The sequence below is a fragment of the Bartonella sp. AA16NXGY genome (assembly GCF_042197325.1).
In the GTDB taxonomy this organism is placed as follows: Bacteria; Pseudomonadota; Alphaproteobacteria; order Rhizobiales; family Rhizobiaceae; genus Bartonella.
In genome coordinates, this window is the sequence record NZ_JBHIRR010000003.1 from 117059 (window position 1) to 131442 (window position 14384).

Annotated in this window: 9 protein-coding genes and 1 tRNA gene; 3 read left to right on the forward strand and 7 right to left on the reverse strand. The window is 36.9% G+C overall.

All coding sequences use genetic code 11. The annotated features are described in order from the left end of the window. The first annotated feature begins 321 nt into the window (after positions 1-321). From ACFINK_RS02945 to ACFINK_RS02955, 3 genes are all read left to right on the forward strand, one after another. Positions 322-396: transfer RNA gene (locus ACFINK_RS02945), tRNA-Glu, on the forward strand. Positions 397-1187: 791 nt separating this feature from the next. Beyond that, complete coding sequence (locus ACFINK_RS02950) at positions 1188-2402, forward strand: NADP-dependent isocitrate dehydrogenase (protein ID WP_375613103.1); 1215 nt, start codon at positions 1188-1190, stop codon at positions 2400-2402. A 118-nt stretch (positions 2403-2520) separates the two neighbouring features. Further along, positions 2521-3948, forward strand: a complete 1428-nt coding sequence (locus tag ACFINK_RS02955; protein WP_375629058.1) for an MFS transporter — start codon at positions 2521-2523, stop codon at positions 3946-3948. Between the two features lie 44 nt (positions 3949-3992). On the opposite strand, the gene ACFINK_RS02960 is transcribed toward ACFINK_RS02955, so the two are convergent. The 7 genes from ACFINK_RS02960 to ssb form a co-directional block, all read right to left on the reverse strand. Then, positions 3993-5192, reverse strand: coding sequence for an MFS transporter (locus ACFINK_RS02960; RefSeq protein WP_375638221.1), 1200 nt, complete (start codon positions 5190-5192; stop codon positions 3993-3995). 1289 nt (positions 5193-6481) lie between these two features. Further along, complete coding sequence (tgt, locus tag ACFINK_RS02965) at positions 6482-7600, reverse strand: tRNA guanosine(34) transglycosylase Tgt (RefSeq protein ID WP_375638222.1); 1119 nt, start codon at positions 7598-7600, stop codon at positions 6482-6484. A gap of 1453 nt (positions 7601-9053) precedes the next feature. Beyond that, positions 9054-9566, reverse strand: coding sequence for a peptidylprolyl isomerase (locus tag ACFINK_RS02970; protein WP_375611520.1), 513 nt, complete (start codon positions 9564-9566; stop codon positions 9054-9056). A gap of 18 nt (positions 9567-9584) precedes the next feature. Continuing rightward, positions 9585-10178: a peptidylprolyl isomerase gene (locus ACFINK_RS02975; protein ID WP_375638223.1), complete on the reverse strand. Its 594-nt coding sequence runs from the start codon at positions 10176-10178 to the stop codon at positions 9585-9587. 2 nt (positions 10179-10180) lie between these two features. Next, on the reverse strand, positions 10181-10687 hold the full coding sequence (gene coaD / locus ACFINK_RS02980; protein WP_375611518.1) for a pantetheine-phosphate adenylyltransferase: 507 nt from the start codon (positions 10685-10687) through the stop codon (positions 10181-10183). A 24-nt stretch (positions 10688-10711) separates the two neighbouring features. Further along, positions 10712-13495 (reverse strand): DNA gyrase subunit A, encoded by a 2784-nt coding sequence (gene gyrA, locus ACFINK_RS02985; RefSeq protein WP_375629047.1) that lies wholly within the window; start codon positions 13493-13495, stop codon positions 10712-10714. A gap of 230 nt (positions 13496-13725) precedes the next feature. After that, positions 13726-14232, reverse strand: a complete 507-nt coding sequence (gene ssb, locus ACFINK_RS02990) for a single-stranded DNA-binding protein (protein WP_375611516.1) — start codon at positions 14230-14232, stop codon at positions 13726-13728. Between the last annotated feature and the right edge of the window lie 152 nt (positions 14233-14384).

Below are 14384 nucleotides of genomic sequence, written 5' to 3' on the forward strand. Positions count from 1 at the left end.
GTTAAATAATATTCTCATGTGGTGAGCAAAGATAACAAGCGATAAAATATGCAAAAAATAAATACATTAAAAATGCTGTTTTTGATCATTTTTGCCTACTCCTCAAAACTGAAAATATCATTCCCTGAGATGATACCCACATCAAAATTTTCTATCAATCATGATAACTTTATATTTTTTCTACAAAAAATCTTAGAAAATAAAATGATCTAAACAGGAATCGCTCAAAAATTATTCAATAAAACACACTTTTTTCAAAAAAAATGACACAGAGGGCTTGCGAAGTAAAAAGATCCTCTCTATAAGCCTCATCATTGGTTTGCGCCCATCGTCTAGCGGTTAGGACATCGCCCTTTCACGGCGGAAACAGGGGTTCGATTCCCCTTGGGCGTACCATGTTTCTTTTTTCTATGTGTAATATATTCATTTTATTTGTGTTTTTAAAAATGAGGGATGCATAAATAAAAATGAGGGAATAAGATTTTAAAAGGAATCTCTTCGTAAAAAGGATACAAGAATCATTAGGTGATTAATTTCTTTGTTGCATTTCGAGGATAGTGCTTTACTGCGCATAGTTAATAACAATAAGAATCGATAAAACATAAGAATTAGAAGATTCTAGCTCGCGATACGGTAATTTTATAAGTCATATTCTTGCGTATGCTGTTAATTTTTAAATTAAAACCAGCCGCATCATTTATACGTTTTTTTCAACCTTCAAAATTGAAGTTTATCTCAAACGCATTTTATATGAAGCATTTCTAATTACAGTGCCTTTGTTATCACATTAAACTTTTTATAAACAAACAGACCGTAAGCTTAGAATTGAAATAGCAATATAAAAATAGTTTCTTATTCACCTAACACAACAAATCAAGAAACTATAATTCAGAATACGATCAACTTATTAAATGGAATCTCTGATAATAAAAACGCATAATCCCCGTCCCTCGGTGATCTAACTACCTTATCTATTAAACAGATTCTTCATCAATCATAGAATAATTATAGATTTGCAAACACATCACTTCTTTTCAAAAATTAAACCCTCCAACAAAATTTTACACTCTATTGATAATATATTCTAAAAGCTCATATTTGAATGCTTTTTTCCCTTGTTTTTACTTTTCATTATAAACTTGAAAGTGTTATACAAGTAGTATCGCTTAAAAGAAAAAGGATTTCTAATGGTAAAGATCAAAGTAGAAAACCCCGTTGTTGAACTTGATGGGGATGAGATGACCCGCATCATCTGGAAATATATCAAAGATAAATTAATCCATCCCTACCTCGACATTGATCTAAAATATTATGATCTTTCCGTCGTAAATCGTGATGCAACCAATGATCAGGTAACTATCGATTCTGCCAATGCTATCAAAAAATATGGGGTTGGTATAAAATGCGCAACCATCACACCTGATGAGGCACGCGTTAAAGAATTTAACCTAAAAAAAATGTGGAAATCACCTAATGGCACAATCCGCAATATTTTAGGAGGAGTCATTTTTCGCGAACCCATTATCTGTAAAAATGTCCCTCGCCTTGTTCCTAACTGGACAAAGCCAATTATTATCGGACGTCACGCTTTTGGTGATCAATACAAGGCAACAGATTTTAAATTTCCAGGAAAAGGGAAATTAAGTATTAAATTTGTCGGTGATGATAATCAAGTTATTGAACATGATGTTTTTGATGCTCCAAGCGCAGGGGTTGCCATGGCTATGTATAACCTTGATGAGTCAATTCGTGATTTTGCCCGCGCATCCTTTAATTATGGACTACAACGGAATGTTCCAGTTTATCTTTCAACAAAAAATACCATTCTAAAAACTTACGATGGTCGTTTTAAAGATATCTTTCAAGAAATATTCGATACGGAATTTAAAACTGAATTTGAAAACCGTAAATTATATTACGAACACCGTCTTATTGATGATATGGTTGCTTCTGCATTAAAGTGGTCAGGTGGATACGTATGGGCATGTAAAAACTATGATGGTGATGTCCAATCTGATATTGTTGCCCAAGGCTTTGGTTCTCTGGGTCTCATGACTTCTGTTCTCATGACACCTGACGGCAAAATTGTTGAAGCAGAGGCAGCACACGGCACTGTAACACGCCATTATCGTCAGCATCAAAAGAATGAAGAAACATCAACGAACTCTATTGCATCTATTTTTGCATGGACGCGTGGACTAGCGCACCGTGCTAAACTAGATAACAATGAGAAGTTAAAAAACTTTTCCACGACATTGGAAGAAGTTTGTATTAAAACCGTCGAAGAAGGTTTTATGACCAAAGATCTCGCACTTTTGATTGGGCCTAAACAAAAGTGGCTTTCTACAACAGGTTTCCTCGATAAAATTGATGAGAATCTCAAAAAAGCAATGGGCAATTAAGTTATTACTTAAATTAAAATTCAAAGCTCTAAACAGAGCTTTGAATTTCTCTTGGCAAATTCAAAGAAGTACCTTATAAGTAAAAAGAGGATAGATTTTTATTAAATAGCAAACAACAGTGAAAAAACAGGGCTGGTCTGCGCTTTTATTGGGTAAAAATGGTCTTTGCTTTTTAACGTTTACAGGTGGAGTTGTGTTACACGCCACCAACGTTTATATTGTTATTACTATTTTACCCTCTCTTATGAATCATATTGGCAGTGAAATATATTATTCTTGGGTGGCTACTGTCTTTATTACAGCTTCACTCGTGGGTACTTCACTTGCAACAAAAATATTAGGGAAATTAGGTCCTCGCAATGCGTATGTTATTTCTGGACTTATCTTCACCCTAGGCACTTTTATGTGCAGCATTTCTTCATCTATGCCATTGTTTTTAATAGGACGCTTTATTCAAGGATTTGGAAGTGGTTCTTTGTTATCCCTATCCTATTCCATGGTACGGATTGTTTTCAGCCCATCTTTATGGTCACATGCATTAAGTATTATCTCTGGAATGTGGGGAATATCAACCTTGTTAGGACCAGCAATCGGGGGGCTTTCTGTATATTATGGGCTATGGCGAGCATCCTTTTTGATCATTGGCGTATTAGCTATATTTTTCTCACTCATCGCCTTTAAATTTTTACCAAAAAAGAATGAAAACGATGTTCCAACACCCCCTCTTCCTCTTCTCCAGCTTTTCACACTCACCTTATTGATTTTTATTATTTCTGTTGGAGGGGCTATGGAGTCTACAATAGCAAAAATTTGCGGATTAGTTATCGGACTTAGTCTTCTTTTTGTTCTAGCAAAAATCGAATCATCTACCCCTCATCCTATGTTGCCCCGCAAATCCTTTTCTTTCTCTTCTGAAATCTTTTCTGTTTACGCATTGATACTCGTTATGACAACAGTCGTATACAGTATAGAACTTTATTTTCCACTTTTTCTTCAAGAGCTTCATGGGCAAGCTCCACTTATTGCTGGTTATATAGCAGCACTTATGAGCCTAGGGTGGACATGTGGAGCCATCTCAAGTGCTGGTCTCTCCACAAAAAAAATTCGCAACATCATTGTATACTCGCCCCTATTAAAACTGTTAGGCATAATGATTCTTTTATGGCTCATCCCAACAGAAGTTTCCGCGCTTGAATATATTTTTATTATTTGCTTAGCACTGTTTTCTATTGGAATCAGTGCGGGCATAGCATGGCCACATTTGCTCACAAGGATCTTACAATGTGCAAATGATGAAGATGCTCTCCGTGCCAGTGAATCCCTTACCTCTGTACAACTATTTTCAGCAGCCTTAAGTGCAACTCTAGCAGGAGTCATCACCAATCTTGCAGGCCTCTTTAATCCTGGAGGAACAATAGGAATGATCTTAGCAGCAAAAACTCTTCTTATAGTGCTCATGGGTCTTTTATTTTGTCTTGCTATTCCATTAGCACTGCGCATTTCTTACTTCATATTGAAAAACCCAACAGGACATTCCAATAACTAAAAATAAATATAAAAATTCCTTCTTCATTAAAAAAATGAAAAATATTAAGCATGCTTCTCCATATACCATGAGATGCAAAAAACCATTAATCCACACAAAGTTAGAACACTTCCTAAAACAGCTGTATATTCATAACTATAGCCCAATTTTAAAACTAATGCTCCAGATTCTGCACCAAGAGCGTTGGCAATATTAAAAGCAGACTGCATTAATGCTCCTGCCAAAATCTGTCCCTGTAGTGCAACATCCATAATTTTTGTTTGTATAGAAGGCATAGCAGCAAAAGAAGTTCCAACAAAAAAGCATCCTATTGCCGCTGTTAACGGAGCATAGGATAAAAAGAAAAAAAGAAAAAAAACAAATACGCTCCAAAGCATAGAAAAAAATATCATCGGCGAAATACCAATTTTAACGGCCAATTTAGGCCCCAAGAGATTTCCTACCACCATACCCAATCCAACTAACGGCATGATAAATGGTACCAACTCAAGTGAAACACCAGAAATATGCATTAATGTTGGCTTGATATAAGTGAAAACAGAAAATAATCCTGACGCTCCCACCGACACCATCAACAAAAGAAGCCACACCTGCTTTTGCTTTAATGCACCCATTTCTTGCAAAGGATTCGTTTTTGGAAAACTTGAATCACAAGGAAAAAAATTCCAAATAAGCAAACAACATAATAAAGCGATCATCCCCACAAGGACAAAAGCAATCTGCCAACCAATAAGTTGACCAATCCAAGTAGCACTGGGTGCTCCCAAAACGGTTGCAATTGTTAAGCCAAGCATAACATATCCAACAGCTTTAGAACGTTCTTTCATTTCTACCATTGAAGAGGCAACCATAGCCGCAAGTCCAAAATAGATTCCATGAGGAAGTCCACTGAGAAAGCGTAATACTACTAATATGCTAAAATCAGAAACAAAGGCACTAGCAATATTTGCTAAGGCATAAAAAAGCATTAATCCCATCAAAACAGTTTTGCGTGATACCTGAGCTGTTGCCACAGCTAAAAGAGGTGCTCCAATCACAACTCCTAATGCATAAGCAGAAATATATTGACCAGCGGTAGGAATATCAACATAGGAACTTCGTGCCATCTCTGGCAGTAGCCCCATTGCAACAAACTCTGCAGTACCAATAGCAAAACTGCCCACGGCAAGAGCTAAAATTATTAAACGTCGTATTCTCGAATCAATTCCCAATACAAGAACCTTTTGTTGATAAGAATCCCTCATATCATCACTTCTGAATAGGAGTTTTAACTGTAAATATCTGTAATACACACAAACAAAAATTCAAAACATTGTTATACGCATGCCCAATAGTCCCCAATAAAGTTTTAGAAATATTTTGATATATAAAGCATTTTATGGAGTTTTAAGTAAGATTCTTTAATGGAAAATCTTTGAAAACCTCAAGATCATAGACGTATTCACCTATTTCTATCAGATCTACCAGATAATAAACTTTGTCTCCTCTTTTTAGCCGTTGAAATTTACAGTGAAAACTTTATTTTAAAACGATATAATATACCCTATAAATAATTCTAAAATTTGCTGAATAATGCATTTCAAACAAGTGAACAATATCTCATCATTATCTTGATACAAAGATAAAACCTCTCCCCCAATTATTGTTGCTTTATTTTTGCTATCTAAATGCAGATCCCCCAAATCGATAAGTTATAATTTCAACTTTAGGCCATTCTTATAAATTATTATAGAGTCTTTTAAAAATTCTCATGATAATAGTGCTTGGTTTCTAGATTTATTAAATACCCTCTTTTAGACATCTTTACCCCTCCCTCTTCTAACAGAGGAATCGCATCAGATATCTAACTCACTATCTGTAAATTAAAATATTCACGTAAATATATTATGATTATTTTCAGATAAATTCTATAAACAAAGCAAAAAACAAATATAACAAATTTTGTATAAGTATATTTATTGATATTTTATAAATAAGACAATTACCGTGATTAATATTTAATTTATTATGACATAATATCTATAGTTTTATTATAATTAATAATATTACATAAATCTATTTTAAAGAATATTTAAATTTATATATAAAAACTTCAAAAATAAAATTATAACATTTTAAATGTTGTAATTTTATTTTAGTTTTATTTTAATTTTTCTAAAAAATTATCTGTTCGATTGTATATAACCCATTCTTTACCTTTAGTAATAAAAAACACAAAGTAGCTCATAAAAGTACAATTTTCATACTTCTTTAAGAGTTCGCTAACGCCTCATTAACATTGTTGCTGTAAACAGTCATCAGAAACAGAAAAACTGTTTTTCTCCGGATCAGGTAGCGCGTACCGGAGTAACAGTTTCTGTTTTATATAGTAATTAGAAAAGAATATGTACCCTATAAAACCGCACTGTTATATCTTAAGATAGTGGAATTTTATAATTTTGGAAGATGTTTCTAATTTCATATTTTTAGCTAAATTTGTAAGTGCGAGAATAAATTCAATAAAAAAATGAGGTGCTATATTACGATTAATATTTTAGCGTCCTTGTGCCCATAGAGCACGCGTTTCAGCGCAAAAATCAGCATAACAGCCTTCCTCAATGGCATCACGAATTCCCTGCATAAGTTGTTGATAATAAAAAAGATTATTCCACGTCAACAACATCCCCCCAAGAGATTCACCAGATTTAATCAAATGATGCAAATAAGCACAACTATAATTATGTGCTGCTGGACAAAGTGACTGTGGATCAAGAGGAAGTGGATCTTCTGCATAACGCGCATTACGCAAATTAATTCTACCAAAGCGGGTAAAAGCTAAACCATGACGTCCTGCACGCGTCGGCATAACACAATCAAACATATCAACACCACGAGCAACACTTTGTAAAATATCATCAGGTGTCCCTACTCCCATAAGATAGCGTGGTTTATCCTCTGGTAAAATCGGACAAGTAGTATCCAATACTGCTGTCATAACACTCTGCGGCTCACCAACAGCAAGCCCTCCAATAGCGTAACCTTTTAAATCTATTTCTTTTAATGCTTGAGCAGAACGTTCACGCAGTTTCATATTATCACCACCTTGAACAATCCCAAACAATGCTTTATCTGGCTGCTCTCCAAAAGCTGTTTTACAACGCAGCGCCCACCGCAATGAAAGTTCCATAGCTTCTTCCATTTCTTTTTCAGTTGCGGGTAATGCAATACATTGATCCAACTGCATCTGGATATCCGCACCAAGAAGTTCTTGAATTTCGATAGAACGCTCTGGACTCATTTCATAGTAGGCTCCATTAATGTAAGAACGAAAAATCACACCTTGTTCAGTAATTTTACGGATTCCCGCCAATGACATAACCTGAAAGCCACCAGAATCGGTTAAAATAGGTCCGCTCCAGCGTGAAAATTCATGTAATCCTCCTAAACGCGCAACACGTTCAGCTCCTGGACGTAACATTAAATGATAAGTATTCCCCAAAATGATATCTGCACCAAGATCACGAATTTGATCCATATACATAGCCTTAACGGTTCCTGCCGTCCCAACAGGCATAAATGCGGGTGTACGAACACATCCTCGCCCCGTTATAATTTCGCCTCGACGTGCATACCCATCTTGAGCAATTTTTCTATAATGAAATGTCTTTATCATAACTCTCGTCTTTTTGATTCCATCAATGCATATCTCTATAGAAAGAAAAAAGATATCCCCTTACGAGCATTGTCAAAAGCTTTATGAATTAATTTTTGATTCGCTCAATATTGTAATCAGCATCAAAAATTAAACGAGATAAAAGAACATTTCTTGTTAAGAAACCACCATAATAAAAGTGATAATCTAGCTCCCAAAAAATAGTAAAATCCTTATAATATCATACCTCAAAATACCTACGCTTATCCTTAACAGAACTGCAACATTATTATCACAATAATTTCATCTTCACATACTTCCATAAGCAGTAACTTTGTACCCATAGAAGAAAATTTTGAACGCATTGTACAGCTTACATATTCTTTAACTTTTACAGATAAAAATTTTTCATCTACTGGGCACAGCGATCCTCACGCTTAATAAAAACGCAAATGAGCATAATCACTTATCCACTCACAATATTGAGATAGCTCTTGGCATTAGAGATAATTCACAAAAGAAATTAACGTGTAAATAAAAATACTTTAAAAAACTAAAAATGCTTTTTGTAAAGATTCTCAAATACCAAAAGCTCTATCGTAACATTAGAGGCTGAAAAAGCGTATGATGGTACCCGCTTGCTCCTTCATAAGCTTTAAAGAAGGTGGTACATAATAGATTTTATACTATTTATAGCTTTAAAACTATACATGCCATGAATATCATCGTGGAAGTGAACGTTGATATGTACTAAGAAATGCTTCTTAAAAAACACGTAAATACGCAACACAAGTGTATTCCGTTTGGAGCATTCCTCTATTAAAAAACGAGAAAAATAAAAGCGTAAGTCCATGCATAATCTTCATTATTTAAAAGATATTGCATTAGATACTTTTAAAAAAGTAAAGTTGAGTTAAAAAGGAGATGGCAAGACTAGCCATTTATTTCACTTCTGCGCCTTTATTATATTCTTCTAAGATTAAACTGTCTTCTTATTTTAAAGATTACGCCAATATATATATAAATGCTGGTTTTCCACCTTGCTAAGAAAACTGGATGAGCGAGTAAAGCTCTTATCCGTCTTAATATGTGTTTCAAACATGCTTCTGCATTAGGATTGGATGTTGATTTACGAGCAGAAACAAAAGCACACGCTCTCTTAAGAAAGTAACATCATAAAACCATTAAGACCGACAATGGATTGAAGAGAAATGCCGAATTTTTTATAAAACACTTTGCCAAACAACAACCATAATACAACAGACTTTGCGTTTTCTTATTCTGACAGGTGTTTGTACAAATCCGTTGCGTTATATTCTTCAGGAAGATCCGATTAAAGAAAATATATGGACAATGCTTAGCTCGAAATTATAAAAGGTAAGCGTGATACTACAAAAGAGTTTCGTGTGCCTTTATTGATCAGAAAAGAGTACTTTTTCTTAGAAACTTACAATTGAAATCAGTATAGTTTATACTATTCTACATCCGCAGCAATAATGGCTTTGGTAATTGAATCTGGATCTGCAACAGGTTCACCACGTTTAATTTTATCAACATTTTCCATACCTTCAACAACCTGCCCCCATATGGAATATTGACGATCAAGCCACGGAGCATCTGCAAAACAAATAAAAAACTGAGAGTTAGCAGAATTTGGATTCTGACTCCGTGCCATAGAAACTGTACCACGCTTATGAGAAAGATTTGAAAACTCTGCTGTTAAATTTGGTTTTTCTGCTCCCCCCATACCAGCACGTGATAAATTGAATTTTTCACTATCCTTCTTTCCAAATTGCACATCCCCTGTTTGCGCCATAAAACCATCAATAACGCGATGGAAAATAACATTATCATAAGCACCTTCCCGTACCAGTTCTTTAATACGTGCAACATGACAAGGTGCCAAATCAGCAAAAAGCTCAATAACAACTCTGCCCTTTGTTGTTTCAAGAATTAAAGTATTCTCTGGATTTTTATTCTCAGCCATATGGAAAGCTCCCTTGATTCATTTCTCAACTTGTAAAGTAGCAGCATTAATAACATCAGGATTTTTTACAGATCCATTATTACTTGTCGTACCTTTTTTTATTTTATCAACAACATCCATCCCCTTTATAACCTCTCCAACAACCGTATACTGACCGTTTAAAAAAGCAGCATCATCAAAACAAATGAAGAATTGAGAATTCGCGGAATCCGGATCTTGTGACCGTGCCATCCCAACTGTACCACGCTTAAACGGCTGTTTTGAAAACTCTGCCGGTATATTGGGATAATTTGAGCCACCCATACCAACGCGTTTCAGATCAAAATCTCTACTGCCTTTTTTTCCAAATTCTACATCACCAGTTTGTGCCATGAAATTAGGAATAACGCGATGAAACACAACATTATTATAGGCCCCCTCCTCTGTTAATCTTTTGATTTGCGCAACATGCTTTGGCGCCAAATCAGGACGCAGACGAATAATGACATCACCATCTTTGAGAGATAAAACAAGAAGGCTTGCATCGCTTGCTGGTCTAGGATTACCAGCGACAGCGGACAATGAAAAAAAACAAAACACACATATCAAAACAGCAAAAATTCTACGAGACACACTTATTCTCCCCTAAAAGATTGGTATTTCGAGCTTAAAGCTTGTGCAACATTGGGCGGTACAAATGGTGTCACATCACCTCCCATAGAGGCAATTTGGCGTACCAATGTAGAAGTTATCGCGCGCCCAGAAACACTTGCCGGCAAAAAAACAGTTTGCAATTCAGGAGCCATAACACCATTCATTCCTGCCATTTGCATTTCATAATCAAGATCAGTACCATCACGCAATCCACGAATGAGAAATGAAGCACCAACTTCACGCGCCTTCTCAATGAGAAGGTTGCTAAATGAAAGAACCTGCAATCGATTAGAATCTGCACCAAATAAGTCTTTCCCTACCTGCGTAATGAAATCAACACGCTCTTCGAAGCTAAAGAGTGTTTTTTTGTCAGCCTGTATCCCTATAGCGACGACCACCTTATCAGCTAACACAAAACACCCTTTCAAAACATCAAGATGACCATTTGTAAGAGGATCAAAAGAACCCGCGTAAAGAGCAATTTTCATGACTTTACTCCTTCCTCTTAAAAATTATTTTTCTTCGCTCATATCAACTGTATCAGAATGCTTCTCACCTTCATCATCTAATGAACTCGTATCATCTTCAGGTTCAGAAATACGTTCAACCGATACGACTCTTTCACCTTTGGCTGTATTAAAAATTGTGACTCCCTTAGTTGAGCGCCCAGCAGTACGAATTCCCTCAACAGGGACACGAATAAGCTGCCCCCCATCTGATACCAACATAATTTGATCTTGCGCCTTCACCGGAAAAGCCGCTACTAATTTACCAATTTCAGCTGTTTTAGATGGATCTGTTGCGCGAATCCCCTTTCCGCCACGTCCCGAAATCCGGAACTCATAGGAAGAAGAACGTTTACCATAACCAAACTCACTCACTGTCAAAAGCATTTGTTCACGTGCATGAAGTTCTGCATAACGTTCATCTGTTAACTCTGTTTCAGCACCCCCATCTTCTTCATCAAAAGTTATAACATCTTCAACATCAGCATCTGCACCAGAAGCACGCCGTTCATTCATTACACGTTTAATATAAGCAGAACGCTCAATGGACGTCGCCTCGACATGCTCTAAAATTGTCATCGAAATGACTTTATCGCCTTTAGCTAAATTGATACCACGAACTCCCACAGAATTACGCCCAGCAAAGACCCGAACATCAACAACTGGAAAACGGATACATTGTCCTTTGGCTGTTGTTAGAACAACATCATCATGTTCTGTACAGGTTTCAACAGAAAGAATTTCATCTTCTTCATCAAGTTTCATCGCAATTTTACCATTACGATTAACCTGAACGAAATCTGATAATTTATTACGACGCACAGTTCCACGTGTTGTCGCAAACATAATATCTAATGCACTCCAGCTCGCTTCATCTTCAGGCAAAGGCATAATCGTTGTAATACGCTCACCTTGTTGTAAAGGAAGCATATTGATCAAAGCCCGCCCACGCGATTGGGGTGTCCCCAGCGGCAGCCGCCAAACTTTTTCCTTATAAACAATCCCACGTGATGAAAAGAAAAGAACCGGAGTATGCGTATTGGCAACAAACAACCGCGTTACAAAATCCTCATCCTTCGTGGACATACCAGAACGCCCCTTACCACCACGTCGCTGTGCACGATAGGTATTAAGAGGCACACGCTTAATATAGCCACTATGGCTTACCGTTACCACCATATCCTCTGGTGCGATCAGATCTTCACTCTCCATCTCAGCGCTACCAAAACCAAATACGGTACGTCGCGGCGTTGCAAATTCCTCACGAAGAGCACTCAACTCATCCTTAACAATAGACATAATGCGTACGCGTGATGCCAAGATCTCAAGATAGTCAGCGATATCCACGCCAATTTTATTCAATTCATCAGCGATTTCATCACGCCCAAGGGCTGTCAATCGTTGCAAACGCAATTCTAAAATAGCACGTGCCTGTTCTTCAGAGAGATTATAAGTACCATCCTCGTGGATAATATGACGAGGATCATCAATAAGTTTAATCAAAGGCGCGACATCCATCGCTGGCCAGCGTCGCTCCATTAACTGTGCACGTGCTGTCTGCGGATCAGGAGCTTTGCGAATAAGCGCTATAATTTCATCAATATTGGCAACAGCAAGGGCAAGGCCAACCAAAACATGTGCTCGCTCACGCGCTTTACGCAAAAGATATTTTGTTCGCCGACTGACAACTTCTTCCCGAAAAGAAACAAATGCACGAAGCATATCAAGCAACGTCATCTGTTCGGGTTTTCCCCCATTCAAAGCAACCATATTACAACCAAAGGAAGTTTGTAGCGGCGTATACCGATATAATTGGTTTAAAACAACTTCCGCAACAACATCTTTCTTCAGCTCAATAACAACCCGATATCCATCACGATCAGATTCGTCACGCAAATCAGAGATTCCCTCAATGCGTTTATCGCGCACCAATTCAGCCATTTTCTCAATCATTGTTGCCTTATTAACTTGATAAGGGATCTCACTCACAATAATTGCTTGTCGACCACTGCGAATTTCTTCGATCTCAACTTTAGCACGCATAATGATTGAGCCACGCCCTGTTTCATAAGCTGCACGAACACCAGAGTGGCCAAGGATAATACCCCCTGTAGGAAAATCCGGACCAGGAATAATTTCAATTATTTTATCGAGTGTGATATCGGGATTATCAATCAAAGCGATACAACCATCAACGACTTCACCAAGATTATGGGGAGGAATATTGGTTGCCATTCCCACAGCAATTCCCCCTGACCCATTAACCAAAAGATTGGGAAAACGCGCTGGTAAGACAACCGGTTCACGCTCACGCCCATCGTAATTATCCTGAAAATCAACAGTATCTTTATCAATATCAGCTAAAAGTTCTTCTGAAACTTTTTCTAAACGACACTCAGTATAGCGCATAGCCGCGGGTGGATCACCATCAACGGAACCAAAATTTCCCTGACCATCAATTAATGGATTTCTTAAAGAAAAGTCCTGCGCCATACGCACTAATGCATCGTAAATTGAAGCATCACCATGGGGATGAAATTTCCCCATAACCTCACCAACAACACCAGCAGATTTACGATACGACTTATTGAAAGAAAGCCCCATCTCATTCATAGCATGAAGGATACGTCGATGAACAGGCTTAAGACCATCACGGACATCAGGGAGTGCACGTGAAACAATCACGCTCATCGCATAATCGAGATAGGAGCGTTGCATTTCATCAATAATACTGATTGGTTCAATACCGGTTAGCACATCACGTTCTGGGTGTGGAGTAAGATCGGTCACAATTTCAAAACTTTCAAAAAAGAATCATTTCACTTTATTTATAGCGAAAAATACACAAAAATGCTAATTTCTCTCCCATGACAAAAAAGAAATTTAACAATATTTTTCAAGATGTTATTAATTTATATTTTAAATTACCAATAATAATTAACAATTTTCACTTCGCTAAACTTCAAAAATCTGAAACAAGCAAACCATAAAATGATCATAATACTGCAATTTAAAGACTCTTAAAAAGGGACGTCATCATCTAATTTGTGTGAAAAACTTTCTCCCAATTGATTATTATTTTGACCAAAAGCATTTCTCTGATTTGAGTGACTATCGGCAAAGCCACCACTATAACTCCCCCCTTGACTTGCTCCTTGCTCCCCGCTCGCAGCTCCCCGCCCATCAAGCATTTGTAATTCGCCACGGTACTTTTGCAAAACAATCTCTGTTGTATAACGGTCATTTCCATTTTGATCTTGCCATTTTCGTGTCTGTAACTGCCCCTCAATATAAATTTTGCTGCCTTTTTTTAAATATTGCTCTGCAACTTTGACAAGGTTTTCATTAAAAATAACAATACTATGCCACTCAGTGCGTTCTTTTCGCTCATTTGTATTCCGATCGCGCCAACTTTCTGAAGTAGCAATACGCAGATTTGCCACTTGATCACCAGAATTCAAACGGCGGATTTCAGGATCCGCACCAAGATTACCAATCAAAATAACTTTATTAAGGCTACCAGCCATCGCATAAACTCCAAAATTTTAATTTGTAAAATACTCTGTTCTATAACAGTTATAACCCTCTTGACCTTCAATTTACATGTCGCAATTGACCATCAATATGGGTATTGCTATCCTTTACCAATATTGTATTCAGTGTAATTATAACAAAAGAT